This is a genomic window from Corynebacterium sp. UD i78 (assembly GCF_056280545.1).
Map to the genome: position 1 here is coordinate 662,288 of NZ_JBWCED010000001.1, position 26,102 is coordinate 688,389.

At 68.6% G+C, this 26,102-nt stretch carries 26 protein-coding genes, 1 other RNA gene and 1 riboswitch; of the genes, 20 read left to right on the plus strand and 7 right to left on the minus strand.

The window, feature by feature from the left end; all coding sequences use genetic code 11:
- The first annotated feature begins 180 nt into the window (after positions 1-180).
- From ACZ9GM_RS03150 to bsaP, 4 genes are read left to right on the plus strand one after another with little or no spacing between them, the layout of a single operon-like run.
- On the plus strand, positions 181-2,631 hold the full coding sequence (locus ACZ9GM_RS03150) for an HtaA domain-containing protein (protein ID WP_291474286.1): 2,451 nt from the start codon (positions 181-183) through the stop codon (positions 2,629-2,631).
- Between the two features lie 9 nt (positions 2,632-2,640).
- On the plus strand, positions 2,641-3,666 hold the full coding sequence (locus tag ACZ9GM_RS03155; protein WP_291474287.1) for an SURF1 family cytochrome oxidase biogenesis protein: 1,026 nt from the start codon (positions 2,641-2,643) through the stop codon (positions 3,664-3,666).
- Between the two features lie 37 nt (positions 3,667-3,703).
- Positions 3,704-4,702 (plus strand): biotin synthase BioB, encoded by a 999-nt coding sequence (gene bioB, locus ACZ9GM_RS03160; RefSeq protein ID WP_291474288.1) that lies wholly within the window; start codon positions 3,704-3,706, stop codon positions 4,700-4,702.
- A gap of 2 nt (positions 4,703-4,704) precedes the next feature.
- On the plus strand, positions 4,705-4,929 hold the full coding sequence (gene bsaP, locus ACZ9GM_RS03165; protein ID WP_291474289.1) for a biotin synthase auxiliary protein BsaP: 225 nt from the start codon (positions 4,705-4,707) through the stop codon (positions 4,927-4,929).
- Between the two features lie 7 nt (positions 4,930-4,936).
- On the opposite strand, the gene ACZ9GM_RS03170 is transcribed toward bsaP, so the two are convergent.
- Positions 4,937-6,124, minus strand: a complete 1,188-nt coding sequence (locus ACZ9GM_RS03170) for an arsenate reductase/protein-tyrosine-phosphatase family protein (protein WP_291474290.1) — start codon at positions 6,122-6,124, stop codon at positions 4,937-4,939.
- Positions 6,125-6,181: 57 nt separating this feature from the next.
- On the opposite strand from ACZ9GM_RS03170, the gene ACZ9GM_RS03175 reads away from it, so the two are divergent.
- The 7 genes from ACZ9GM_RS03175 (at position 6,182) to ACZ9GM_RS03205 (ending at position 9,897) form a co-directional block, all read left to right on the plus strand.
- Positions 6,182-7,057 carry a Nif3-like dinuclear metal center hexameric protein gene (locus ACZ9GM_RS03175; protein WP_291474291.1) on the plus strand — a complete coding sequence of 292 codons (876 nt, stop codon included), beginning with the start codon at positions 6,182-6,184 and terminating at the stop codon, positions 7,055-7,057.
- Complete coding sequence (locus tag ACZ9GM_RS03180) at positions 7,054-7,782, plus strand: CT398-like coiled coil hairpin domain-containing protein (protein WP_291474292.1); 729 nt, start codon at positions 7,054-7,056, stop codon at positions 7,780-7,782. Before ACZ9GM_RS03175 ends, ACZ9GM_RS03180 begins: the two co-directional genes overlap by 4 nt.
- A 3-nt stretch (positions 7,783-7,785) precedes the next feature.
- Positions 7,786-8,466, plus strand: coding sequence for a histidine phosphatase family protein (locus ACZ9GM_RS03185; protein ID WP_291474293.1), 681 nt, complete (start codon positions 7,786-7,788; stop codon positions 8,464-8,466).
- A gap of 37 nt (positions 8,467-8,503) precedes the next feature.
- Positions 8,504-8,937: RNase P RNA component class A (gene rnpB, locus ACZ9GM_RS03190), an RNA gene on the plus strand.
- A gap of 80 nt (positions 8,938-9,017) precedes the next feature.
- Entirely contained in the window at positions 9,018-9,365 is a 348-nt protein-coding gene (locus ACZ9GM_RS03195; protein ID WP_291474327.1) for a YidH family protein, read from the plus strand.
- Positions 9,362-9,685: a DUF202 domain-containing protein gene (locus tag ACZ9GM_RS03200; RefSeq protein WP_291474294.1), complete on the plus strand. Its 324-nt coding sequence runs from the start codon at positions 9,362-9,364 to the stop codon at positions 9,683-9,685. Before ACZ9GM_RS03195 ends, ACZ9GM_RS03200 begins: the two co-directional genes overlap by 4 nt.
- 26 nt (positions 9,686-9,711) lie before the next feature.
- Complete coding sequence (locus ACZ9GM_RS03205; protein ID WP_291474295.1) at positions 9,712-9,897, plus strand: SPOR domain-containing protein; 186 nt, start codon at positions 9,712-9,714, stop codon at positions 9,895-9,897.
- A 9-nt stretch (positions 9,898-9,906) separates the two neighbouring features.
- On the opposite strand, the gene panB is transcribed toward ACZ9GM_RS03205, so the two are convergent.
- Positions 9,907-10,749, minus strand: a complete 843-nt coding sequence (panB, locus tag ACZ9GM_RS03210) for a 3-methyl-2-oxobutanoate hydroxymethyltransferase (RefSeq protein ID WP_291474296.1) — start codon at positions 10,747-10,749, stop codon at positions 9,907-9,909.
- A gap of 111 nt (positions 10,750-10,860) precedes the next feature.
- On the opposite strand from panB, the gene glnA reads away from it, so the two are divergent.
- From glnA to ACZ9GM_RS03245, 7 genes are all read left to right on the plus strand, one after another.
- The gene (glnA, locus tag ACZ9GM_RS03215; protein ID WP_291474297.1) at positions 10,861-12,204 is read left to right on the plus strand and encodes a type I glutamate--ammonia ligase; all 1,344 of its coding nucleotides are present in this window, start codon (positions 10,861-10,863) and stop codon (positions 12,202-12,204) included.
- A 117-nt stretch (positions 12,205-12,321) separates the two neighbouring features.
- Positions 12,322-15,468 (plus strand): bifunctional [glutamine synthetase] adenylyltransferase/[glutamine synthetase]-adenylyl-L-tyrosine phosphorylase, encoded by a 3,147-nt coding sequence (locus tag ACZ9GM_RS03220; protein ID WP_476037259.1) that lies wholly within the window; start codon positions 12,322-12,324, stop codon positions 15,466-15,468.
- 46 nt (positions 15,469-15,514) lie between these two features.
- Complete coding sequence (locus tag ACZ9GM_RS03225; protein ID WP_291474328.1) at positions 15,515-16,561, plus strand: FecCD family ABC transporter permease; 1,047 nt, start codon at positions 15,515-15,517, stop codon at positions 16,559-16,561.
- A complete protein-coding gene (locus ACZ9GM_RS03230; RefSeq protein WP_291474299.1) occupies positions 16,558-17,394 on the plus strand; it encodes a heme ABC transporter ATP-binding protein in 837 nt (278 codons plus the stop codon). The genes ACZ9GM_RS03225 and ACZ9GM_RS03230 overlap by 4 nt, the downstream gene beginning before the upstream one ends.
- An 84-nt stretch (positions 17,395-17,478) precedes the next feature.
- Positions 17,479-18,123: a biliverdin-producing heme oxygenase gene (locus ACZ9GM_RS03235; RefSeq protein WP_291474300.1), complete on the plus strand. Its 645-nt coding sequence runs from the start codon at positions 17,479-17,481 to the stop codon at positions 18,121-18,123.
- Between the two features lie 46 nt (positions 18,124-18,169).
- On the plus strand, positions 18,170-18,838 hold the full coding sequence (locus ACZ9GM_RS03240; RefSeq protein WP_291474301.1) for a hypothetical protein: 669 nt from the start codon (positions 18,170-18,172) through the stop codon (positions 18,836-18,838).
- On the plus strand, positions 18,835-19,278 hold the full coding sequence (locus tag ACZ9GM_RS03245; RefSeq protein WP_291474302.1) for an NUDIX hydrolase: 444 nt from the start codon (positions 18,835-18,837) through the stop codon (positions 19,276-19,278). Before ACZ9GM_RS03240 ends, ACZ9GM_RS03245 begins: the two co-directional genes overlap by 4 nt.
- Here ACZ9GM_RS03245 and ACZ9GM_RS03250 read toward each other — a convergent pair.
- Entirely contained in the window at positions 19,247-20,488 is a 1,242-nt protein-coding gene (locus ACZ9GM_RS03250; protein WP_291474303.1) for a glycosyltransferase 87 family protein, read from the minus strand. The two genes, ACZ9GM_RS03245 and ACZ9GM_RS03250, sit on opposite strands and share 32 nt — an antisense overlap.
- 39 nt (positions 20,489-20,527) lie before the next feature.
- Between ACZ9GM_RS03250 and ACZ9GM_RS03255 the strand changes: the two genes are divergently transcribed.
- Both ACZ9GM_RS03255 and ACZ9GM_RS03260 read left to right on the plus strand, forming a co-directional pair.
- Positions 20,528-21,268 carry a sulfite exporter TauE/SafE family protein gene (locus tag ACZ9GM_RS03255; RefSeq protein WP_291474304.1) on the plus strand — a complete coding sequence of 247 codons (741 nt, stop codon included), beginning with the start codon at positions 20,528-20,530 and terminating at the stop codon, positions 21,266-21,268.
- 49 nt (positions 21,269-21,317) lie between these two features.
- Positions 21,318-22,622, plus strand: coding sequence for an MFS transporter (locus ACZ9GM_RS03260; protein WP_291474305.1), 1,305 nt, complete (start codon positions 21,318-21,320; stop codon positions 22,620-22,622).
- On the opposite strand, the gene moeB is transcribed toward ACZ9GM_RS03260, so the two are convergent.
- The 4 genes from moeB to thiO form a co-directional block, all read right to left on the minus strand.
- Entirely contained in the window at positions 22,616-23,791 is a 1,176-nt protein-coding gene (gene moeB, locus ACZ9GM_RS03265) for a molybdopterin-synthase adenylyltransferase MoeB (RefSeq protein ID WP_291474306.1), read from the minus strand. The two genes, ACZ9GM_RS03260 and moeB, sit on opposite strands and share 7 nt — an antisense overlap.
- Positions 23,788-24,588 (minus strand): thiazole synthase, encoded by an 801-nt coding sequence (locus tag ACZ9GM_RS03270; protein ID WP_291474307.1) that lies wholly within the window; start codon positions 24,586-24,588, stop codon positions 23,788-23,790. The genes moeB and ACZ9GM_RS03270 overlap by 4 nt, the downstream gene beginning before the upstream one ends.
- A gap of 2 nt (positions 24,589-24,590) precedes the next feature.
- Positions 24,591-24,806, minus strand: a complete 216-nt coding sequence (gene thiS / locus ACZ9GM_RS03275; protein WP_291474308.1) for a sulfur carrier protein ThiS — start codon at positions 24,804-24,806, stop codon at positions 24,591-24,593.
- Positions 24,803-25,987 carry a glycine oxidase ThiO gene (gene thiO / locus ACZ9GM_RS03280; protein WP_291474309.1) on the minus strand — a complete coding sequence of 395 codons (1,185 nt, stop codon included), beginning with the start codon at positions 25,985-25,987 and terminating at the stop codon, positions 24,803-24,805. The genes thiS and thiO overlap by 4 nt, the downstream gene beginning before the upstream one ends.
- Positions 25,979-26,086, minus strand: a riboswitch (TPP riboswitch). It overlaps the preceding gene by 9 nt.
- Between the last annotated feature and the right edge of the window lie 16 nt (positions 26,087-26,102).

The following is a 26,102-nucleotide window of genomic DNA, read 5'->3' on the forward strand; positions in this document are numbered from 1 at the left end:
GCTCTGCGCCCACTTGAACGCTGAATAACCCGTCCGGGGGTAGCGGAAAGGTTGATCATGGCCGACGAGGTGTGCGAAGTGTCACCGGAGCTTTGGGGTTTTCCGGATGCTCGACTAGCCTTGCCTAACTGAAGAATGCTGTTTCAGTAGAAGTTTTGCGCGTCCAGGAGAGTCACACATATGCCGTCCACCCGTTCACTCCGCCTGGCTTCGGCAGCGGCACTGACCGCCGCCCTGCCCCTCGTCGGTGTCGCCACCGTCCCCGCGACGGTTCTTCCCGCGGCCGTCGCCGACGACAACTCGCAGTGCCAGGCCGTCTCCTCCGCCACGATGGACTGGGGCATCAAACAGTCCTTCCGCAACTACCTCACCGGCCCGATCGCGGCCGGCGGCTGGGACCTCAACGGTGTGACCTACAACGGTTCCTCGGAGAACGCCGAGGACGGCGCCTTCCACTTCACCGCCGACGCGGCAAAGGCCGCTGTCCAGGGTGACGACGCCGACCTGCCACTCAAGGGCACCATGAAGCTGACCGGTCACGGCGGCATCATCAACGTCACCCTCTCCAACTTCACCCTCCAGGTCCGCGGCGACCGGGCCCAGCTGCTGGCCGATGCCAGCTACATCGGCGCCGATCCGGAAGCCATCGTCGGCTCCATCAGCGGCAAGCCGGCCTTCACGCAGAAGCCGGTCGCCACCTTCTCCCTGGAGAACACCCTGACCCAGGCCGGTTCCGGCGACGGTTCGGCCACGCTCACCGGTCAGAGCTGGATCCACGAGAACCTCAACAAGGCGCTCCTCGGCTCCTACGGGGAGGGAAAGAACGACGGCGACCCGGTGCGCATCACCGTCAAGACCTCCGGTGCCGGCGACTGTGCCGTCGACTCCTCCGCCGTCATGGCCACTTCCGCCGGTCAGACCGACGCGAAGCCCGCCGAGTCAACCCCGGCGTCCACCCCGGCGTCCCCGGCGCAGCGGACCACGCAGCCCAACACCCAGCAGGCCGCCCCTGCCGCCGGTGACGTGACCGACGGCACCACCTGTGACGCGGTCACCGGCGCCTCGGTCGGCTGGGGCCTGAAGCAGTCCTTCCGCAACTACCTCACCGGCCCGATCGCCATGGGCTCGTGGAATCTTGACGGGGTCGGTTTCTCCGGCTCCGAGGGCGGGGCAGACGGCCAGTTCCAGTTCACGGCCGACCCGTCCGCCATCAAGGTCTCCGGCACCGACGCCGACATCCCGCTGCGAGGCTCCATGAACCTCACCGGTCACTTCGGTGCTCTGGACATCACCTACTCCAACATGAAGGTGAAGGTCCGCGGCACCACCGCCCAGTTCATCGCCGACTACCGGTCGACCACGGTCTCCAGCTTCACCCCGGGCGCCACGGTCACCGGCGCGGACACCGGCACCCAGGTACCGATCGCCCAGTTCGAGCTCTCGTCGCCGATCACCGAGGACGCCGCGAACTCCGGCACCGTCAATCTCTCCGGCCCCGGTTACATCACCGAGGACGGAAACCAGTCCCTCGGTGGCAACTACGGCGAGGGCAACAACGAGGCCGACCCGATCAACGTCACCCTGAACACCTCCGGTGAGGGCTGCGGCATCGGCACCGGCGGCGGGCTCGAGGGCATCACCTCCGCCGGTCAGGCCACCTCCGGTGGCTCGGGCGCTGTCGCCGAGAGTACCGGCACCCCGGATCTCGGCGTCAGCCCGCGTGTCTCCAGCACCGCGTCCACCTCCGGTGCGAATTCCGCCGGCGAGTCCGACACCACCTGTACCGCCGAGGACGGTGACCGCAAGGTCGCCGAGACCCGCATGGGCTGGGGTATCAAGGACTCCTTCCGCTCCTACATCAAGGGCTCCATCGCCAAGGGGGACTGGACCACCACCGGTGGCGCAGTCTACAGCGAGGGCAACTTCGTCTTCAGCGGTTCCGAGGGCACGGTCACGACCGCCGACGGTGGTGTCTCCGAGGGCACCCTGAAGTTCGGTGGCTCGGTGCTCTTCACCGGTCACGAGGGTGTGCTGCGCACCGTCATCTCTGATCCGGAGATCCGGATCAACGGCTCCACCGGCACCCTGGTCGCCAACATCGAGTCCAATGACACTTCCGGCAACCCGAACGACTTCGGGCGTGTCGTCATCGCCGATCTGGCGATCACCGAGGCCTCCGTCGCCGACGGCATCCTCGACGGCAGTGCTTCCGCCACTCTGAGTGCCGAGGGGTCCGAAGCACTTGCAGGTTACTACGCCGCGGGCGAGTCCCTGGACCCGGTGAGCTTCCGTGCCGCCCTGTCCGACGACTGTGACAGCGACTCCGCCGCCACCCTCGGCGACAAGCCCGAGGACGAGTCCGACACCGACGACGACAAGGACGACGATCGTGGAAACGGCAAGGTGAACGTCACCGACGCCGCCGCCGGGTCTGACTCGGACGACGATGAGGACACCGGTCTGATGGCCTTCATCAAGGATCCGTCCTCCATGGTGCCGAGCGTTATCGCCATCATCGCCGCCGCTGTCGCCGGCGTCATGGCCGTGCGTCTCCGTCGGACCAACAAGCGGATCGACGAAGTCGCTGCCGCTGCCGGCGTCGAAGGTGGAAACCCCGGCTCTGACGACTAGACTGACAGCGTGTCCGACCGCGCTGACAGTACAACCTCATCCACCCCCGACCGCCGTCCCCGGCGTCGGGGGTGGCGTGCTTTCCTGACCCCCGGGTGGGTCATCACCACCGTGATCGCCGTCGTCTTCGCGTACTTCGCGTTCACGGTGCTGGCCCCGTGGCAGCTGGGGAAGAACTCGGACACCCGGGAATTCAACGGTCGGCTCGAGGACGCGATGGAGCACGATCCGGTGCCGGTCTCCTCGGTGCTGCCCGCCGACGGCACACCGGCCGATGAGAGTGAGTGGACCCGCGTGGAGTTGCAGGGCCGGTTCCTGCCGGAGTCCGAGGTGCTGCTGCGTAACCGTCCGGTGTCCGGCAGTCCCGCGTTCCAGGTGCTCACGCCGTTCCAGACCGATGACGGTCTGACGGTGCTGGTCAACCGCGGCTGGATCAAACCGACCGGTGGTGGCGCCGGAGTGCCGGAGATCACGGAGGCCCCTGAGACGGAGACGACGGTCACCGGTTATGTGCGCAAGTCCGAGACTGTGCCGGATTCGGCCCCTATCACCGACCAGGGGCGCCTGCAGGTCTACGGGATGAACACCACGCAGATATCCCGTATCACGGACCTCGACCTGGCGGGCAACTACGTCCAGCTCGACGAAGACTCCGTGGCCGGTCGCGCGGGTGAGGGGCTGACCGCCATCCCGCTGCCGAAGCTGGACTCGGGTCCGTACCTGTCCTACGGCATCCAGTGGATCGCCTTCGGCATCATGGTGCCGCTGGGGCTGGGCTACTTCCTGTGGGCCGAGATCCGTGAACGGCGTCGGCAGCGCGAGGAGGTCGCGGCGTCCGAGGCCGGGACATCAGATGCTGTGGAAGACACCCCGGAACCCGACGCGACTCCGGAGTCGGAGCGGGAGCCGGAGCCCACTCCCGGGAAGGACGCCGCCACGGTCACCCGGGAGCGCAAACTCGCCGAGCGTTACGGCCACAGCAGGAACAGCAGGGCCTGGTCAGACCGTAATTCCCGCGACGATGAACGGTTCTGACTGGCGCCTGAACACTGTTCAAGTTAGAGTATGTTCCATGACGGACATACTCACAACTGCGCGTACCCGCGTCCTGGACGGGGGACGCGGCCTCGACTACGCCGACCTCATCAGGGTCCTCGACCTTCCCGATGACCGGATCCCCGACCTGCTCGCCCTCGCCCACGAGGTGCGGGTGAAGTGGTGCGGCGAGGAGGTCGAGATGGAGGGCATCGTCAGCCTCAAGACCGGCGGCTGCCCCGAGGACTGCCACTTCTGCTCCCAGTCAGGACTCTTCGAATCCCCGGTGCGCTCCACGAAACTGGACATCGGCCAGCTCATTGAGCAGGCCCGCCAGACCGCCAAGACCGGTGCCAGCGAATTCTGCATCGTCGCCGCCGTCAAGGGCCCGGACGAAGCCCTCATGTCCCAGCTGGAGGACGCCGTCCAGCAGATCTACGCCAACGTCGAGGGGATCGATGTCGCCGTCTCCGTCGGCATCCTCACTCCGGAACAGGTCGCCCGGCTCAAGGCCGTGGGCGTCCACCGCTACAACCACAATCTCGAGACCGCCCGAAGCTACTTCCCGAAGGTCGTCACCACCCACACCTGGGAGGAGCGACGCGAGACCATGCTCATGATCAAGGACGCCGGCATCGAGGTCTGCTGTGGCGGCATCATCGGCATGGGGGAGACCCCGGAACAGCGTGCCGAGTTCGCCGTCCAGCTCGCCGAGCTCGACCCCCACGAGGTTCCGCTGAACTTCCTCGACCCCCGCCCGGGCACCCCGTTCGGCCACATGGAGGTCATGGACGGCAAGGACGCGCTGCGTGCCATCGGCATGTTCCGGCTCGCCATGCCCGCCACCACACTGCGTTTCGCCGGCGGCCGCGAACTCACCCTCGGTGACATGGGTGTGGAGCAGGGCCTGACCGGTGGCATCAACGGCATCATCGTCGGCAACTACCTCACCACGCTCGGCCGCCCGGCCGAGCAGGACATGGACATGATGGACCGAATGCGGCTGCCCATCAAGGTCCTCTCCCGGAGCGTGTGACGGTGGCCCGCAACAGAGGCACCGGCCCCTGGGACCCCTACACCGGAGCGGACCTGGGGGAAGGGGAGTGGATCGAGTACTCACCGGCCCAGAAGGCCGGGCTCGACACCCCCCGCTTCTGCCCGGAGTGCGGACGACGCCGCATCGTCCAGGTTACCCCGCACGGCTGGACCGCGGTCTGCTCCCGCCACGGAGAGACGGATTCCACGGTCGCCGACCTGCGCTAGAGCCGGTTCAGAAGTCGAGCACCCTCGCCCGGGCCCACTCGACGATCCCCGGCAGCGCCTCGGCGAGCTGGTGCTCGGCACGATCGAAGTCGGCATCCTCCCCGTAGTAGGGGTCGGCGACCTCTTTGTCACCGGCCACGCCGAAGGACCGGAACAACCGGATCTTCTCCGGATCGACCCCCGCCTTCTCCAGGGCCCTGCGGTTCGCCTCGTCCATGACGAGGAAGAGATCGGCGTCCCGGTGCTCGGGGCCGAACTCGGCCGCCGCATGTCCCGAGGCGTTGTAGCCGGCCTTCTCCAGGCAGGCCGCCGCCCGCGGATCGGCGGCTTCACCGACATGCCAGCCTGTGGTGCCGCAGGAGTTCAGTTTCACCTCGTCGAGGAGGCCGTCCTCCGCCAGTGCGTCCCGCAGCATGATCTCACCCATCGGGGACCGGCAGATGTTGCCGGTGCACACCACGCAGATCTGCGGGCGGGAGTCCGCCCAGTCCGCCACGACGCGGGCCAGCTCGTCGACGTCGGCCACCGACCAGTCCGAAGCATTGTGCTCGGCGCGGTCGCCGTAGCCCCAGTCCACCAGGACACTGCGCACACCGTAGGCGTGGGCGCCCTCGACGTCGTGGATACGGTCACCGATCATGAGGATGTTGCCGCGGTGCTCCGGGCCACCCTCGGCCACCGGGGTGGTGTCCAGGCTGAGCTGCTCCAGCGCGTATCCGATGACGTCGGCCTTCGCCCGACGCCCGCCACGCTCGGTGGAGGCTGTCGCCACCACATCGAAGAGATCCAGCAGGTCGAAGCGCTCCAGCATGAGCCGTGCGGTGGTCTCCACCTTCGAGGTCGCGGTGGCGAGCACATACCCGGCGTCCTTCCAGGTCCGGATGAGGTCACGCATCCCCGGGATGACCTCGACGGTGCGCCAGCTTCCACCGGAGTAGTTCTCGCGGTAGGCCCGGTAGGTGCGGTCCAGGATGTCTCCCTCCAGGCCCAGACCCCGGAGCGTGTCCTCCATCGGCGGGCCCGAGATCCGCGCCACCTGGTCATCCGGGGGTGCGGGGACCCCGTTGGCCGCCAGGGCGTGCAGGAAACTGTCCCGGATCCCGGGGAACGAATCCACCAGTGTCCCGTCGACGTCGACGAGAAGGATCCGAGTCTCCGGCCCCGGGGCCGACATGCTGTCCGATGAATCTGCCACAGGTCCTACAGTGCCAGAAACCGGGGCTCTCTGCCGCAGGACGCTATCGTTGACCACGTGAACAACTCCGCTCCCACCACCGCGCCGGCGACTGTCGGAGATGTCGTCGCGCTCATCGAACAGGCCTATCCGCCGGACCTTGCGGAATCCTGGGACGCCTGCGGACTCGTCTGCGGTGACCCCGTGGACACCGTCCGCACGGTCCGCGTCGCCCTCGACTGCACCGATGCCGTGGCGGACGCCGCGATCACAGACGGTGCCGACTTCCTGCTGGTCCACCACCCGCCTCTGCTGCGCGGGGTGACCGGCGTGCCCGTGACCCACCCCAAGGGCCGCATCATCCACCGGCTGATCAGGGCAGGGGTCGCCCTCTACGCCGCCCACACCAGCGCCGACGCCGCCCGCCCCGGCGTCAACGACCGGCTCGCCGAACTCCTCGGTGTCACCCCGGGTGCCCCGTTGACCCCGGTGGCCGACGGTGTCGACCCGCGCACCGCCACCGGCATCGGCCGGGTCGGGGAGCTCGACACCCCGATGACGCTGCGGGAGTTCACCGCCCGTGTCGCCGACCGGCTGCCCGCCACCGAGTGGGGGGTGCGCGCCGCCGGCGACCCCGACCGGATGATCCGACGCGTCGCCGTGGCGTCCGGGTCCGGCGACAGCTTCCTCGGCACCGTTCTCGGTCTCGACGTGGACTGCTTCGTCACCTCGGACCTGCGCCACCATCCCGTCGACGAGCACCTGCGTGCCGGCGGCTGTGCGGTGGTGGACACCGCGCACTGGGCCAGTGAGTTCCCCTGGTGCTCCCAGGCCGCCGACCTGCTCTGCGCCGACCCGCGGTTGAGTGCCTCGGTCATCGACCTGCGCACCGACCCCTGGACGCTGCACAGTCCCGCCACCACTGAGGGATCCGAGGGAAAGGACCACCCATGACTCTCTCACTCACCGGCACCGACCGGACGACCCTCACCGAACTCGTCGGAGTCGACGACCGGATCCGGCTGCTCACCGCCCGACTGGACGCCCTGCCCGAGACGGCCACCGTCGAACGCCTCGAGCAACAGGCCGAGGAAGTCCGACGCCACGCGCTGAGTACCCGGCGCATCACCCACGACATGACCGGCACCGTGCACCGGCTGCAGGCCGACGCCGCCCGGCTGCGGGCGCGCCGACGTGACGACCTCGCCGGACTGCGCGCCGACACTGACCGGGACCGGCGCCGAGACCTCCATCACGACCTCCGGGTCGCCGAGCGTCGGCTCGCCGAGATCGAATCCGACATCGACCGGGAGGAACGCACCCTGGCCACGTTCGGACGGATCGGGGAGGAGGAGACCCCCCACGGTGAGATCAACGAGGCACTCCACCGCGCCCGCGAGGAGGCGGCGGCGGTGTCCGGCGAGATCCGCGTCCAGCTCGACGGGCTGCACGAACGCTCCACGGCACTGCGGGACGCCCTCTCCCCGGAACTGCGGAAGATCTACGAGGAGGGCGAGGCGGAGCACGGCATGGGCGCCGCCGAACTCGCCGGTGCGACCTGCCGGTGCTGCTGCATCGAACTCGACCACTCCGCGGCACGACGCATCGCCAACACACCGCTGTCCCGGCCGGTCACCTGCCCGGAGTGCGGCGTCCTGCTGCTACGGACGGGGGAGTGACCCGTGGCTGGAACGGAAACCGGAAGCGCACGTCCGGACTGGTTCGGCTCCGGACAGGCGCCGCTGCGGCTGCTCCTGCTGCGCCACGGCCAGACACCCATGTCCGCCGCGGGCGTCTTCTCGGGACGCAGCGACCCCGCACTGACCGACCTGGGCAACGCCCAGGTGGTGCGGGCAGCGTCCTGGCTGCGGACCCGGCAGGACCAGGGGGAGGGGATCGACACGATCTACAGTTCCCCGTTGCTGCGGGCACGGCAGACCGCCGAGTCCGCGGCCGAGGCCCTCGACCTGGACGTCACCGCGGCCGAGGACCTCATCGAGACAGACTTCGGTGCCTGGGAGGGCCTCGGGTTCGACGAGGTCCACCGTCGTTGGCCGACCGAGCATGCCGAGTGGGTCGCCGATTCCTCGGTGCCGACCGTCGGCGGGGAGTCGATGGACGCCGTGGCGTCCCGGTGCGACCGTCTGGTCGGTGACCTGCTGGCAGACGGCGGAGGACGCACCGTCCTGCTCGTCAGTCACGTCTCACCGATCAAGGCGATCCTGCGCTCGGCGATGAAGGCACCGGCGACGGTGTACTCGACGCTGCACCTGGATCTCGCCGGTCTGTCCGTCGCCGAATTCTACCCGGAACGCTCCGTGGTCAGGGAGTTCAATGACACCCACTATCTGCGGGGGCTGTGAGGGCTTCGGGGCCGCGCACTGCTATCGTGAACGGCGTCGAGAGGGTCGGGTGATCGCGGCTCCCGGAACCGTTCCTGTCCCAGGAGCAGGCCGGGGTCGAGGAAAGTCCGGACTCCCCAGAGCACGGTGGTTGTTAACGGCAACCCGGGGTGACCCGCGGGCCAGTGCCACAGAAAATGACCGCCCGGTGTATGCCGGGTAAGGGTGAAAAGGTGCGGTAAGAGCGCACCAGTGCCCCGGGTGACCGGGGCAGCTGGGTAAACCCCACCGGGAGCAAGGTCACGTGCTCGCACCGTAACCCTCCGGGGCCGGTGGTGCGATGTGCCCCGACGGCTGCTCGTCGGACAAGGGGCAGGTAGACCGCTGCAGGCGGCCGGCAACGGTCGTCGTAGATGGATGATCACCACCTCCGGTGGCGCCTCCGGGTGTCACCGGGTGGAACAGAATCCGGCTCACAGACCCTCTCGACCCTTCTTTTCTCTCTGACCCATAGACTGGACACCGTGACTGCACAGCGTGACACGGACAGGGAGTCCGACAACAGGTCGGTCATGTCGCGGTGGTTCTTCCCCGACGGTGAGGAACCTGACCCGCGTTTCACACTCGCCAATGAGCGGACCTTCCTGGCCTGGATGCGCACCGCTCTCTCTTTCGTCGCCGGCGGCGTGGGCATCGAGGCCCTGCCGGCCTCGGTCCTGGAACCCGGGATCCGGACGGCGGCGGCACTGTGCGCCATCGGGGTGGGGATCCTCCTCGCGGCGGGGTCCGCGGTCCGCTGGCTGCGCATCGAGCGGGCCATGCGTCACGATGAACCGCTGCCCGCCCCCTCGATCGTCCCGGTGCTGTCCGCCGGTGCCATTCTCGCTGCGGTACTGCTGGGACTGATGGTCCTCACATGAGACCGTCACGGGACCCCGGGCTGCAGCCGGAGCGGACCAGCCTGTCCTGGAGCAGGACGGCCATGCGTCTGATTCTCACGGCGACCGCCATGCTCGGCTGGGTCTCCTCCTACGGTCGCCCGGTGATCCTGGTGACCGGACTGCTCGGATTCGCCGGACTCTGGATCTACTCCACCCAGCGCACCCGCTACGACAAGGATGTCGACGGAGTGGCTCGCGGCGGTCTGGATCCGGCGACCGGCGCGGTGGCGGGGATTGCGGTGTGTGCGGTGATCCTCGGGGTGGTCGCCGTAGGCGTCATCCTCGGCGACCTCCTGTGACCGCTGCACGGGTTACACTCGGCCACATGAGGGACAGCAGTGACAGCGACCAGAAGTGGTACTTCGACACCTCCACCGGTGAGGTCACCCGCGGCAAGAAGCACGGGTGGGACACCCGTATGGGCCCCTACGACACCGAGGACGCCGCCCGCCGTGCCCTGGAGACCGCCAGAGCACGCTCCCAGGCCGCCGACGAGTGGGACGAGGACTGACCCCCCGGCTCAGAAGCAGTGCTCGGTGGCGGGGAAGGTGCCTTCGGCGACCTCACGCTTGTAGGACGCCGCGGCGGCGGTGAGGTCTGCGCCGACCTGCGCCCACTGCTTGGCGAACTTCGGCCGGTGACCGTCCGCCGGGAAGGCGGCCATGTCGTGCCACACCAGCACCTGGGCGTCCGTGTCCGGGCCGGCACCGATACCGATCGTGGAGATCTCCACCTCGGCGGTGGCTTTAGCGGCGACATCGGCCGGGACCATCTCGAGCACGACCATCTCGGCACCGGCTTCGGCGACGGCGCGGACATCGGCCAGGAGCTGCTCGGCGGAATCGCCACGGCCCTGGACCTTGAAGCCGGACAGGGCGTTGACCGACTGCGGCGTGAAACCGACGTGGGCGCACACCGGGATGCCCGCGTTGACCAGGGCACGGATGCGCGGGGCGATGCGCACGCCGCCCTCGATCTTCACCATCGCGGTACCGGAGCGGCGCATCATCTCCGAGGCGGAGAGCACCGCCTGCTCGTCGGAGGCCTCGTAGGTGCCGAAGGGGAGGTCGGCGACGACGAGGGCGTTGCCCGCACCGCGGACGACGGCCGCGGCGATGTAGATCATCTCGTCGAGGCTGATCTGCTGTGTCTGGTTGTACCCGAAGACCACGTTCGCGGCGGAGTCACCGACGAGCAGGCACTCCACGCCACCGTCGGCCAGGGCGCGGGCGGTGGAGTAGTCGTAGGCGGTGAGCATGGCCCACTTCTCGCCGGCGGCCTTCTTCTTGCGGAGATCCCCGATACGGACCTGGCGGGTGGGGGCGAGGTAACCGACGGAGGGTGCAGTTGTGGAGTCAGACATGTGACAGCATTGTGCCACTATCGGCGGTGCAGTGTTAACGACTTGTAACATCACGTGCGCGGAAAGGGGGACCCCGACACCGGGGGTCGATCCGTGGATACGATGGGCGCCATGAGTCGTCAACAGGAATTCGTTCTCCGGACCCTTGAGGAACGGGACATCCGCTTCGTCCGCCTCTGGTTCACGGACATCCAGGGATATCTCAAGTCCGTGGCTGTCGCGCCGGCTGAACTCGAGGGCGCTTTCGAGGAGGGCATCGGCTTCGACGGCTCCTCGATCGAGGGCTTCTCCCGTGTGGTGGAGTCCGACACGATCGCCCGTCCCGACCCGTCCACCTTCCAGATCCTGCCGCTGGACAATTCCGACGGGTCCACGAATCTCACCGCCCGCATGTTCTGCGATATCGCGATGCCTGACGGCGAGCCCAGCTGGGCCGACCCGCGCCAGGTACTGCGTCGTCAGATGAACATCGCCGCGGACCAGGGGTTCAACTGCTACATCCACCCCGAGGTCGAGTTCTTCCTCCTCAAGGAGCAGGACGGTCCCGACGGGCGTCCCGTGCCCGCCGACACCGGCGGGTACTTCGACCAGGCTGTCACCGATGCCGCCCCGCAGTTCCGGCAGGACGCCATCACCGCCCTGGAGTCAATGGGTATCTCCGTGGAGTTCTCCCACCACGAAGCGTCCCCGGGGCAGCAGGAGATCGACCTGCGCTTCGCCGACGCCCTGTCGATGGCGGACAACATCATGAGCTTCCGCTACATCATCAAGCAGATCGCCAAGCGCAACGGTGTGCGTGCGACCTTCATGCCGAAGCCCTTCCACGATCTCACCGGCTCGGCGATGCACACCCACATGTCCCTGTTCGAGGGTGAGACCAACGCCTTCCACGACCCGGACGACGAGTACTTCCTCTCCGGGACGGCGAAGTCCTTCATCGCCGGCATCCTGGAGCACGCCCCGGAGATCTCCGCGGTGACCAACCAGTGGGTCAACTCCTACAAGCGGGTCACCAGCGGCGCCGAGGCCCCGACCGCCGCCACCTGGGGTGCGGCGAACCGTTCGGCGATGATCCGTGTCCCGATGTACACGGTGAACAAACCGGCCTCCCGTCGTGTCGAGGTGCGCAGCCCCGATTCCGCGGCGAACCCGTACCTCACCTACGCGGTGCTGCTCGCCGCAGGCCTCAAGGGTATCCGCGAGGGCTACGAGCTGATGCCTCCGGCCGAGGAGGACATCGCCCACATGACCCGTCGCGAGCGGATGGCGATGGGCTACAAGGACCTTCCGACCGACCTCGATCTCGCCCTGCACGAGATGGAGAAGTCCGAGTTGGTCGCCGATGCACTCGGCGAGCACGTCTTCGAGTTCTTCCTGCGCAACAAGTGGCGTGAGTGGAAGTCCTACCAGTCCCAGGTGACTCCCTGGGAGCTGAAGCACAACCTGGAGTTCTAGGACAGGTTCCAGGACCGCTGCGTCCCGCCGGTGGGCGGCGTTCACTACGATGGTGGGGGAGATCATCGACGTCGCCGACCTGACACCCAGGATCCGGCGGGACTAGGACGGAACCCGGTGAACCAACCACGCACCTCTCGATCGCGTATCCCTTCGGCAGCGTCACTGGGGCTGAGCCGCCCACATGCCGCCGCTGACCTCGCGGCCCTGGGGTGGGACACCGAGAAGCGTCTCGATCTGCTCTGGACGCTGGCCGCGACCGGTGACCCGGACCAGGCGCTGAACAATATCGTCCGCCTCATGCAGGCCACCGACGATCCCGGGGGGCTGCAGGACCGGCTGGACACCGACCATGTGTTCCGGGTCCGGCTGCTCGGCCTGTTCGGGGCGTCCACCCTGCTCGGCGACCATGTCGTCGCGAACCCGGAGATCTGGCCGTTGTTCGGCGAGGACCTGCCCGGTGGTCGCTCGATGCTCGCGACCATGTTGGACTCGGTCGGTGCCGAGGAGGTCGAGGGCGTCGACGAGGACGGTAACCCGCTGCACGCCGACGACTCGCTGCTGCGGCGCGCCACGGTCACCGGGGCAGAGGCCGACCGCGCGATGCGTACCGCCTACCGCACCATCCTCGCCCGCGTCGCCGCCATCGACCTGGCGGGCACTTTCGTGCCCCGGCGTGGTGAGGCGCCCACGCCGAAGGGGAGGGCCGGGTACCCCGACTTCGTCCCCTTCGAGGTCATCGCCGACCGCCTGGCGGACGCCGCGGACGCCGCCCTCACCGCCGCCCTGTCCGTCGCCGTCGCCAAGGTCTTCCCGACCGGGCCCGTCCCGGTGAAGATCGCCGTGCTGGCGATGGGCAAGTGCGGGGCGCTGGAACTGAACTACATCTCTGACGTGGACGTCATCTTCGTCGCCGAACCCGCCGACGCCAGCACCACCCGGCTGGCCGGTGAGTTCATCAACATCGGTTGCCGGTGTTTCTTCGAGGTGGACGCCGCGCTGCGTCCCGAGGGCAAGCACGGCGCCCTGGTCCGTACCCTGGATTCCCACCTGACCTACTACCGCAGGTGGGCATCCACCTGGGAGTTCCAGGCGTTGCTCAAAGCGCGTCCCATGACCGGCGATCTCGACCTGGGGCGGGCCTACGTCGACGAGCTCGCGCCGATGGTGTGGACCGCCTCGCAGCGTGAGGACTTCGTCCCGGACGTCCAGGCGATGCGTCGCCGCGTCATCGAGAACGTGCCTGAGGAGCTGAAGTCCCGTGAGCTCAAACTGGGGTCCGGCGGGCTGCGGGACGTGGAGTTCGCGGTCCAGCTACTGCAGCTGGTCCACGGCCGCGCCGATGAGTCACTGCGCGTCCTGTCCACTGTCGAGGCGCTCAACGCGCTCGTCGCCGGCGGCTACGTCGGACGCGAGGACGGCCGGACGCTCATCGCCTGCTACAGCTTCATGCGCCTGCTGGAGCACCGGATGCAGCTCAGTCACCTCAAGCGCACCCATCTGCTGCCCGAGGTGTCCGACCGGGCCTCACGGACCTGGCTGGCGCGTACCTCGGGCCTGGTCGCCGAAGGCACCCGGACCCTCGCCGAGGAACTGGAGGCGAGGGTCCGCGCCACCGGCCGGCAGATCCGCCAGCTGCACAACAAGCTCTTCTACCGTCCGCTGCTGACATCCGTGGTCGAGATGAGCGTCGACGAGCTGCGGCTCACCCCGGAGGCCGCACAACGTCAGCTCGCTGCGCTGGGTTACCGCTACCCGGACCGGGCGATGGACCACCTCGCCGCGCTGGCGTCCGGCGGCACCCGCCGCGCGCGGGTCCAGGCGGTCATCCTGCCGTCGCTCATGGAGTGGCTCTCGGAGACCGTCGACCCGGACGCCGGCCTGCTGGCGTACCGGAAGCTGTCGGAGGCGGCGTCCGACCGGTCGTGGTTCCTGCGGCTGCTGCGCGACGAGAACATCGTCGGTCAACGCCTCATGAAGATCCTCGGCACCTCGCCGTACGTCTCCGATCTCTTCCTCGCTGCCCCGGATGCGGTGAAGCTGCTGTCCGACGGTGCGACGAAGCCGAAGCTCATGGAGAAGGACGCCTCGGTCATCAGCCATTCGTTGGTCGCCGCGGCCGGCCGCTACACCGACCCCGACAAGGCCATTGCCGTGGCCCGTTCGCTGCGCCGCACTGAACTGGCCCGGGTCGCCGCCGCCGACCTGCTCGGCATGATGGAACTGCCGGAGGTGGCGCGCTCCCTGTCGTGGGTGTGGGACGCGGTGCTAGAGGCCGCCCTGTCGGCGGAGATCCGGGCCTGGGAGGACGCCAACCACCGCAACGCCCCGGCGGTCATCTCGGTGATCGGCATGGGGCGTCTCGGTGGTGCCGAGCTGAGCTACCGCTCCGACGCCGACGTGCTCTTCGTCTGCGAACCGGCCGGGAACGCCGGGGACGCTGCAGGCCATGACGAGGACGGTGACGGCGAGGCCGGCACCACCAATGATGCCGTGACCTGGTCGATCGGTATCGTCGACCGGCTGCGCGCCCGGCTGGCCAAGCCGTCGCTCGACCCGCCGCTGGAGGTCGACCTGGACCTGCGTCCGGAGGGACGCAGCGGTGCCTCGGTCCGCACCCTGGAGTCATACCGTGCCTACTACGAGCGCTGGGGTGAGACCTGGGAATACCAGGCGTTGCTGCGTGCGACGTGGGTCGCCGGCGACAAGGACCTGGGTATCCGGTTCCTGCGCACCATCGACCCCTTCCGCTACCCGGAGGGCGGCGCCGACCAGAAGACCGTCCAGGAGGTCCGTCGGATGAAGGCGCGGGTCGACGGTGAACGCCTGCCGCGTGGGGCGAACCGGGCGACCCACACCAAGCTGGGCCGTGGTGGCCTCGCCGACGTCGAATGGACGGTGCAGCTGCTCACCCTGCAGCACTGCCACCGGATCCCTACGCTGCACAACACATCCACCCTGGAGGTGCTCGAGGAGATCCGCATCGCCGGGCTGCTCTCCGAGTTCGATGTCGTGACACTGCAGGACGCGTGGATCACCGCCAGTCACGCCCGCAACGCCCTGGTGCTGTCCAAGGCGAAGATCCCCGATCAGCTGCCGCCGCCCGGTGCCCAGCTGGTGCACGTCGCAGCCGCGGCGGGGTGGGATCCGGCGGACTCGCAGGGGTTCCTCGACAATTACCTCAAGAAGACCCGCCGGGCCCGCCGCGTCGTAGACCGCGTGTTCTGGGGCGAGGAAGTCGTGGACGCCCAGTACGACGAATGATTTCGGGCAGGGCCCGGGTGCTGGGGTAGGCTCACCTTCCGTGAAAATGCTTGCGGACCACCGGGCGATACTCGAACACCGGAAGGCGGTGCGGTGGACCACCCTGGGCATCCTCGTCGCTCTTCTGGTGGTCGCTGTGGTGGTGAATCTCGTTCTAGGCCAGTACACACTGTCACCCGGTGAGGTGGTCAAGGCACTGGCTGCCGGACCGGACGACAATTCGGTGACGGGGGCGAACGTACTGTGGCACATCCGGCTGCCACGTATCGTCCTGTGTCTGCTCGTCGGGGCGGCCCTGGCCGTGGCCGGCACCCTGCTGCAGGGACTCTTCGGCAATCCGCTGACCGAGCCCAGCGTCATCGGTGTGACCTCCGGTGCCGGGGTGGGTGCCGCGGTGGGCATCGTGTTCAACCTGGCCTTCCTCGGCTCGGCGACGACGCCGCTGCTGGCCTTCATCGCCGGTGTGCTGACCACCGTGGTGATCTACAAGCTGTCCTCGATGAACGGCGAGGTCAAGGTCCTCACCCTCGTGCTCACCGGTATCGCGGTGAACGCGGTGGCCGGCGCGATCATCTCCTTCATGGTCTTCCTCGCCCCGACGTCCTCGCGTGAGCAGATCATCTTCTGGCAGATGGGGTCGCTCAACGGTGCGATGTGGAACCAGGTCGGCGTGGTCGTCGTGCCGCTGGTGCTCTGCATCATCGCGTCCTGCGTCATCGCCGGGAAGATGGACCTGCTGAGCCTGGGGGAGCGGGCCGCCGGTCACGCCGGTGTGAACGTCGCCGCCATGCGCGTGGCGATCATCGGACTGTCGACCGCCTTGGCGGCTCTGGCGGTGAGCTACGCCGGCATCATCGGCTTCGTCGGTCTCATCGTCCCGCACATCCTGCGTCAGGTCATCGGTGCGTCCAACCGCTGGCTGGTCCCGCTCAGCGCGGTCGGCGGTGCGGTCCTGCTGCTCATCGCCGATGTCGCGGCGCGCACCCTCATCGCCTACGCAGACCTGCCGATCGGCATCTTCACCGCGCTGGTCGGTGGCCCGACGTTCTTCATTCTCCTGCGGCGCATGCTGAAGAAAGGTGGTGTCGCATGACCGGCACTCAGGACACGGCACTTCTCGTCGCCGACTCGGTGACCGCGGAACTCGGTGGACGTGAGATCCTGCACGGACTCGACCTCACCCTGCACTCCGGGGAGGTCCTCGGACTCATCGGCCCGAACGGTGCCGGCAAGTCGACTCTGCTCGCCGTGTTGGCGGGGGACACCCACCCCACCACCGGTACCGTGACACTGCTCGACCGTGACTACCACGACTACACACCGCGTGACGCCGCCCGCGCCCGCGCGGTCATGCTGCAGGACTCGACGGTCTCCTTCGCCCATCTGGTCCGCGATGTCGTGGAGATGGGCCGGGCGGCCTGGCCGAAGGACCCGGGCCGGGACGCCGGGATCGTGGACGCCTGCCTCGCCGAGGTCGGTATGGACCACATGCAGCACCGGGAGATCACCACCCTGTCCGGTGGTGAGCGGGCCCGCGTCGCCCTGGCCCGGGTGATGGCGCAGCAGGCCCGCTGCGTCATGCTCGACGAACCGACCGCGGCGATGGACATCGGCCACCAGGAGCGCACCATGCACAGTGCGCGCCGGGTGGCGGAGCGTCCCGGCGACGACGGCGAGAGCAGGGGAGTGATCGTGGTACTCCACGACCTCAACCTCGCCGCCCGCTACTGCGACCGGCTCGCCCTGCTGTGTGACGGCCGGATCGTCGTCGCGGGGACGCCGCGGGAGGTGTGCACCTCCGAGCGGCTCTCAGAGGTCTACCAGTGGCCGGTCAGCGTCAGTGAGGTGGACGGCCAGCTGTGGATCCGTCCGACCCCGGGAGCAGGGCTTCCGGGTGGTCAACCGGACAATCAACCTTTCGGATGATGTGAGGTCAGGTCACCCTTGGTTACCCTCGTGGAGCACGATGCACGAGGACCGTACATGACCGTACATACGGAGGAACCGATCATGACCACTGCTCTCCCCGCTCTGAGCCTGTCGGAGCGTCTGCGTGGGGAAACCCGCCAGGCGCACGACAAGGCCGAGCACTCGTCCTTCATGGAGGAGCTGCTCGGCGGAGAGCTGGATGCCGCCGCTTTCATCGCCCTGCAGGAACAGGCTCTCCTGTTCTACACGGCGCTGGAAGAGGCGGTCGAGGCCTGCGCGGGTGACTCCCGCCTGGCCGATATCGCCGACCGGCAGCTCGACCGCCGGTCCGCGTTGGTCGCCGATCTCACCGTCCTCGGTGGCACCGTGAATGCAGAGCCGCTCCCTGAAACGGCCGCGTATGTCGCCGAACTGCAGCGCATCGGCCGGGACGGCGACGTCCCGGCACTGATCGCCCACCACTACACCCGCTACCTGGGTGACCTGGCGGGTGGCCAGGTGATCGGCCGTCTGATGGGACGCCACTACGGCGTCGCCTCCGAGGGCCTCACCTTCTATGATTTCCCGCACATCCCGAAGCCGAAGGTCTACCGGGACGGCTACCGCGCCGCCCTGGACGCCCTGCAGCTCACCGAGGAGGAGCAGCAGCACCTCCTCGACGCCTCCTCGGACGCGTTCGCGTTCAACTCGGGCGTCTTCGAGGGACTGGAGCGGGCCCGGGGGTGACTCCCCACCCAAGATAGGCTAGGCTCACGGAAGAAAGGTGGTGGACGTGAACGCACAGCATGCATTCCCGGCAGACTCCGGGGACAGAACAGATGTGGTTGCGTCCGCCGCTGAGCTGGTGGACACCGTCACCGGGGCCGTGACGGAGTGCCTCGGCCGGTCGGCCGTGGTCCGGCGGCTGTCCGAAGGCTCGTTGCCTTTCGCCGGGCGTGTCGCCTGGCTGGAGCAGCACTGGGAGGGACTGCGCATCCTGGGGGACTGCGCCCTCCTTCCCGCTGGCGTGCGGACGGAACTCACCGCCACGACCGGTTCCCTCAACCGGGCCCTTGACCGGGCCCACGCGAGCGCCCGGTGGCGCGACCGGCACGTGACGATGCCGTCGATGTTCACCTTCCGCCGCCACGTCACCGACCTCAGGGACAACGGTGACCTGCTCGGGCTGACCGCCCAGGCGTACGTGCGTCTCCTGGCGGCCGGGGTCGGCTCCGGTCTGACCAGTGCCGTGGACGGCGTCGGCTCCGGTGAGGGGCTCAACCGGCTGCTGTGCCCGATGGTCTCCGGGGACGAAGACCTCGAGCGGCTGTCCGAGGAACTCAGTGCCGGCCTGCTCATGGTCATGCAGCACGGATCGGACGTGTGCCGTGCCTACCAGGGGGCGGTCACCGACGCCTCCTGTGCGGTGACCGTCTCGACGATCCGTCACGCCCTGCGGTGAGCGCGGAGATCCGCGTCAGTGCCGTCGCTTTCCTGCGTCCCGACGCTGAGCACCGCACCGAAGTCCTGACCGTGCGCAAGCGCGGCACGGACCTGTACCAGTTCCCCGGAGGCAAGCCTGAACCGGGGGAGAGCCCGGTTCAGGCAGCCGTCCGTGAGGTCCACGAGGAGACCGGCGTCCTGTTGTCCGCCGCGTCCCTCCGTCCGGTGGGTCGCTACCGCGCGCCGGCCGCGAACGAGGACGGACACACCGTCGTCGCCGACGTCTTCACCACGGTGTGGACCGGTGGCACGCCCACGCCGGCCGCAGAGATCGCCGAGAACCGGTGGGCACCGTTGGGAACACCGGAGGACACCCCGGAGGACCCCGCGCACCCGCTGGCCCCGCTGATGTTCCGGGTGTTCCCGGCTATCGCGGCAGGGCTTCCCGACGCGCGGTGAGTGCCCACCAGGCTGTGGTGCACAGGATCCCCAGGATCCCGATATTGCGCAGCGCGAGGAACAGTACACCCTCCTTCGACGGCGGGGCAGACATCAACCAGTCGTAGTAGACCGGGTAGACGGCCGTCGTCAGTACGGCGGTGACCAGCACCTCCAGTGCCAGGACAACCACGATCCGGCGTCGACTCACCAGCAGTGCCACGGCCACCAGCGGGGTCAGCCAGGTGATGTACTGCGGGGAGAAGACCTTGTTCGTCGCGATGATCAGTGCGACCAGGAAGACACTGAAGGCCAGGGCCTGCATTGACGACCAGTCGTCGCGTACCAGCCGGGTGACCGCCCACCCGACGGCGATGAGCACCATGGCCACGGTCGCCACCGAGGCTACGCCCGTCATGATTCCGGCGCCGGGCCCGGTGATCTCGAAACTCTTCGACGCCGCGTAGCCGATGTGCCAGCGGTCGTCCCCGGCGGCGGCGAAGGCCGCGGCCACCATCACCGGGGTGGCGAAGACCGACTCGATCTGCAGCCCGCGGTCGGACTGGTAGTCCAGTGGTGAGGTCAGTCCGTCGGTGCCGGAGATCACGAGCACCACGACGCAGAGAACGGCGAGGGAGGCGAAGAACCAGAGCACCCGGGCCCAGGTGGAGCGTCGTCGCCATCCCCCGACCAGCGCCGCCCCCAGCACACCGGGCCACAGTTTCATCATCGTCGCCAGGGCCAGAGCGACGGTCGCGAGGCGGCGTCCCACCCGGGATCGGGCGAACAGCAGTGCGGCGAAGGCGGCGACCGTCAGCGCGGGGAAGATGTCGAGTCGGGTCAGCACGATCGGCCCGGACAGGGCAATGAACAACGACCAGAACCATGCGGCCCGGTGCCCGGGGTCGCGGTCGACGTGGATCAGCCAGGCGGTGAAGGCCGCGGAGGTGAGGACGCAGAGTGCGACGAACCAGCGGATGTAGGCGTCCTCCCCGCCGGGAAGGATGTTGACCAGCCGGGCGGGAAGCGTCCCGAACACCGGGTACTCGGTCATGGCGCCGGGCACGTAGTTGTTGACGCCGACGAAGTAGTAGTGGACGTCACCGGTGGAGGTGGCGAAGCGGTCGATCCAGATCACCGGGATCAGATGGGCGACCAGCCAGCCGAGCCAGACCACGGCGCGGGAGTGGTGAACCGGGGTCTGTGCGGCGACGGGGGGAGGAGGAGTCACACGTCAAGATGGTATAGGGCGGCGGCTACAGTGTGGGGAATGACCCCCGTCCTCCTCGTTTTCGTCACGATCCTCATCGGCTCCTGCATGCAGCGCGTGTCCGGTATGGGCGTCGGGATTCTCGGGGCGCCGGTGCTGTCACTGGCGATGGGGCCGGTCGAGGGCGTGATGGTCATCAATGTCATCGCCGCGGTCAACGCCAGCCTGTCCACGTGGACGCAACGACGCACTGTCGACTGGCGGAAGTTCGCCCTCATCGGGTCGGTCATGGTGGTCGGTGCGGTGCCGGGGGCCTGGCTGATCACCGTCGTCAGCCCGGCGGTGCTGCAGATCATCGTCGGTGTGCTCATCCTTCTGGCGTTGGCTGTCACCACCGTCGGCAGGCGGTACGTCCCCGATGCGACGGGGAAGGCACCGGCCCTGGTCGCCGGTACCGTCGGCGGCTTCACGAACACGCTCGCCGGTGTCGCCGGCCCGGTGATCACCGTCTACGCCCAGGCGTCCCACTGGGACCAGCGCACCTTCGCCGCCACGCTCCAGCCGCTGTTCATCGTCTCGGGGACGCTGAGCTTCATCATCAAGTGGCTCTCCGGTGCCGGTGACATCGGGTCGGAGCCGTGGGGTATCTGGCCGGCCGCGTTGGTGGCCATCGTCCTCGGCATTGCCGTGGGCACCCGGATCGCACGGCGTATCGACCGCGCGACCGCACACCGGCTCGCGCTGTTCCTCGCCGCCGCCGGCGCGGCCACTGTGCTGGTGCGCGGTGCGGCGTCTCTGTGAGGGTGACTGCGTTCCGTGTGATCGGACCACAGGTCTAGGGTGGGGAAACGTGCCTGTTACGCCTACCCCCCCGACACCGGCCGACCGTCCCTCTGACCGGCTCAGCGCCCGCGCCCTCACGGTGTGGGGCGCGGGCATCCTCGCCTACATCCTGGCGATCACGGGACGTACCTCCCTGGGCGTCGCCGGTGTGGAGGCGATGGACCACTTCGACATCTCGGCCTCACGCCTGGCGGTGTTCTCCTCGGTCCAGGTCGGCGTCTACGCGTGCGCGCAGATCCCGATGGGCATGCTCATCGACCGGTTCGGTCCGCGACGGATGCTCGTCGTGGGTGCCCTGATGATGGGACTGGGGCAGGTCCTGCTGGGAGCCACCGGTTCCTATCCGGTGGCGATCCTGGCCCGCGTCATCATCGGTTCGGCGGACGCCACGGCGTTCCTGTCGGTGATGCGCATCCTGCCGGCCTGGATCCCGATGCGGAAGACCCCGTTGTTCACCCAGCTCACCGGCGGTCTGGGCTATGTCGGCCAGTTCATCTCCGCAGTGCCGTTCACCGCTCTGCTGCATGCCCAGGGCTGGGAGACGTCCTTCGTGAGCCTCGGCGCGTCCAGTGTCCTCGTGGCGATCCTGGTGTGGGTCGCGGTGCGGGACACCCCGGACCCGACTCCGGCCGCAGCAGAGACCACCGCCCGGGAGAAGCCGGGTATCGGCCGCATCCTCGCCTTCGTGGTACGGCACCCCGCCTGCTGGATGGGCTTCTTCATCCACTTCACGCTCATGAGCCAGGTCGTGTTCACCCTGCTGTGGGGCAAGCCGCTGATGACACTCGGTATGGGGCTGTCCGACGGGCAGGCCTCCACCGTGCTCGTGGTGAACATGGTGGTCAGCGTCCTCGTCGGACCACTGGCGGGCATCATCTCCGCGCGCGCCGGGCGGGGACGTCCACTGGTGGCCCTGGGGGCGACCGTCCTTGTCGCGGTGAGCTGGGTCGTGTTCTTCCTGCCGGACGCCCCGCGTGGCTACGCCGCGATCATCATCATGAACATCGTGCTGCCCGGCCTGGCCCCGGTCGCGAACTTCGGCTTCGACACGGTGCGTGAGGAGGTCGACCGTCGCTTCACTGCGACGGCCACCGGTCTGGCGAACATGGGCGGGTTCACCGCCGCGATGGTCGCCTCCCAGGTGGTCGGCTTCATTCTGGACGCTTCGGCTGACGGCGCCGAGTACGCCTGGGGCGATTTCCGGCTCGCCTGGTTCTTCGCCGTCGGCGTGGTGTGGATCCTCGGTGTGGTCGGGCTCGTCATCAGCCGGGCCGCGATGGCGCGGTGGCGCACCCGCCAGGTGACTCAGTAGGTCGGCAGGTCCGGGTGCAGGTCCTGCACCCAGGCCAGGACGCCGCCGTCGAGGTGGGAGGCGTTCTCCTCACGCGCGGCGAAGTAGGGTGAGACCGCGTCGAGCGCCTGCTCGGAGCGGCTGCCGGCCTTGCAGTGGAAGACCACGTCACGGCCACGGGCGGCGTCCGGCAGGGCTTCGGCACCGTGGGCCTGCAGCTCGGCCAGGGGGACGGACAGCGCACCGGGGACGGACACGATCTCACGTTCCCAGGGCTCACGCACATCGACGAGGACCGCACCGGTATCCAGCCGTGACTGGAGCTCCGTCGGGCTGACGGTGGGGTAGGAGGGCACGGCACAGGTCTCGGAGACACTGTTGTCCACGGCGGTGACCAGCGGGGCGTCCGGATCCGGGAGGATCTTCAGCTCACGGAAGGTCATCGCCATGCCGTCGTGGATGAGCAGCCGCCCGAACAGCGGCCTACCGGTACCGGTGATGAGTTTGACGGCCTCGGTGACCATGAGCGATCCGATGGTGCCAGGCAGGGCCCCGATGACGCCACCGGCGGCGCAACTGGGAACCTCACCGGGCGCGGGGGCGTCCGGGTGAAGGTCACGGTAGCTGATGCCGTCATGGTCCGGGCCGTTCCAGAACACTGAGATCCGGCCGTCGAAGCGCAGGATCGATCCCCAGACACACGGGGTGTCCGTCAGAGTGCAGGCGTCCGAGACGACATAGCGGGTCGCGAAGTTGTCTGCGCCGTCCATGACCAGGTCGTAGCCACCGATGATGTCCACGGCGTTGTCCGCGGTGAGGCGGGTGCGGTGCTGCTCCACGGTGACCGTCGGGTTGATCCGGGCCACGGCGTCCGCGGCGGACTCCACCTTCGGCCGCCCGACATCATCCATGCCGTGGACAACCTGACGCTGCAGGTTGGAGACATCCACCACGTCATCGTCGATGATGCCGATGGTGCCCACACCCGCCGCGGCGAGGTAGAGCAGGGCAGGCGAGCCCAGGCCGCCGGCTCCGGTGACGAGCACCCTGGCATTCCGCAGTCGACGCTGACCCTCCGGTCCGATCTGGTCCAGGGTCAGATGCCGGGCGTAACGCATCAGGTCATCGCGGGTGAGCTCGTCGACCGGGTCGACCAGCGGGGCGAACGGGAGAGCCTTCGCGGCGGTCACAGCGACTCGCTTTCCCGGCTGGTGCCTGCGACGATGCGTCCCTCCATCGGAGAGGACGCCAACGCGCCCTCGGCCAGGGTGCGCTTCGGGATGCGTCCCGCCCGTCGGGCCAGGTAACCGGCCTCGACGGCCGCCTTCATGGCCGTGGCCATGAGCGCCGGATCCTGGGCGCGGGTGACGGCACTGGCGAGCAGTACACCGTCGCAGCCCAGCTCCATGGCCAGGGCGGCGTCCGAGGCGGTGCCGACCCCGGCGTCGAGGATCACCGGGACCGTCGCCCGGGAGCAGATCAGCTCGATGTTGTGCGGGTTGAGGATGCCCAGGCCGGTGCCGATCGGCGCGCCCAGCGGCATGACCGCGGCCGCACCGGCGGACTCCAGGGACCGGGCCACCGCCGGGTCATCGGAGGTGTAGGCGTAGACCTCGAAACCGTCATCGGTGAGCTGCTCGGTGGCGTCCACCAGTTCGACGACATCGGGCAGCAGGGTCTCGTCGTCGGCGAGGATCTCCAGCTTCACCCGGTCGGTCCCCAGGGCCTCCCGGCCGAGCCGGGCGGTGAGCAGGGCGTCACGGGAGGTGTAGCAGCCGGCGGTGTTCGGCAGGACCTCGATGCCCAGCCTGTTGAGCAGGCCGAACAGCGAGGTGCCGGTCGTCGGGTTGAAGCGGCGCAGGGCGACGGTGGTGAGCTGTGTGCCGGAGGCGACGAGGGCGTCCTCCAGGACGGTCATCGCCGTCGCGCCGCCGGTTCCCATGATCAGGCGGGAGTCCACGGTGGTGGATCCGATGGTGAGTGACATGACTAGCCTCCCTGCATGGCGGTGATGATCTCGATCTCGGCGTCCTCAGGTACCGGGGTGGACGCCCAGCGGCTGCGTGGGACGACGGTCGCGTCGAGTGCCACGGCGACACCGAGCTGGTCGTCGTCGTGGACGTGGCCGGTGATGTCGAGGATGATGTCGGCGACGGTGGCCCCGTCGGCGTAGTCGTGGGGCTTACCGTTGACGGTGACGGTCATACTGTTGCTCCTGAGGTGTGTGGGGATGTCCGCTGAGGGTCGGTGGCGGCGAGCATTGCGGCGTCCTCCGCTGTGCTGTCGGCACCGAGGACGAGGCCTGCGGCGAGGTGTCCGCCCAACGGGGCGAGCAGGATGCCGTGGCGTGAGTAGCCGGTGGAGACGACCAGTCCGTCGACGCCGTCGAGGCGTCCGATGTAGGGCAGGTCGTCGGGGGTGCCGGGGCGGGCGCGGGCGAGGATCTCGGTGAGCTCCAGGCCCCCGGCACCGGGGACGAGCGTCTGGGCGTCCCGCAACAGCTGGTAGGCACCCTCGAGGACGACGCCGTCGAACCCGTCCTCCCGCTCGGTCGCGCCGATGACGATCTCGCCGTCGGTGCGGGGGACGAGGTAGACGGGGCGGCCGTCGACCATGCCGCGCACGGTGCGGTCGAGCAACGGTGGCTGGCCGGGGCGTAGCCGGGCGCGCAGGATGTCGCCGTGGACCGGGCGGAGTTTCACGCACTCGGCCTCGGGCAGGTTGCCGATGCCGTCGAGGGAGACTCCGGGGCAGAGCAGCGTGGTGCCGGCGTGGAGTTCGGTGCCGTCGTCGAGGGTGATTCCGGTGACCGCGCCGGTGTCGCCGCCGTCGCGGAGGACTGCGGTGACGCGCCGTTGGACCAGCCTGAAGCCGGGATCCCGCTCAAGCGCCTCGATAAGGGCGGGGACGAGCTTGCGGGGGTTGATCTGGTGGTCCCCGGCGACGAGGAACGCCCCCGAGATCGCAGGGGACAGCGCCGGCTCCAGTGTCCGGGCCTGACGGGTGGTGATCCGCTCGACGGTCATGCCCGCGGCACGTTGGACCTCAGCGAGGTCGGCGAACCAGTCGCGGTCGGCCGGGTGCGCACCGATGTCGAGGGTCTCCGTGCCCCGGTAGCCGACGCCGTGACCGAGGATTTCGGTGAGCTCGGTGACGAGTGGGGGATAGAGGGCGGCCGAGGTCGTCATCAGGGAGCGCATCGTGTGGTGCTGGTACATCACCTCGCTGACCGCGGCGATCATGCCGGCGGCGGCGCGGCTGGCGCCCATTCCCGGGGTGGGGTCGACGACGGTGACACGCTGCCCGGCCTTGTGCAGGTTCCAGGCGGCGGTCAGCCCGGCGACGCCGGCACCGACAATGACGGTATCTGGCGGGCGTGTGTTCATGCGTTCCTTTCCTCCGGCGGCATGATCCGCGTCAGGTGTGGACGGTCGACCGGTGCTCCGGTCCTCTCAGCCCCTGCAGGGGCTCCCGTAGTTCGCCTACGGCTACCATTCCACC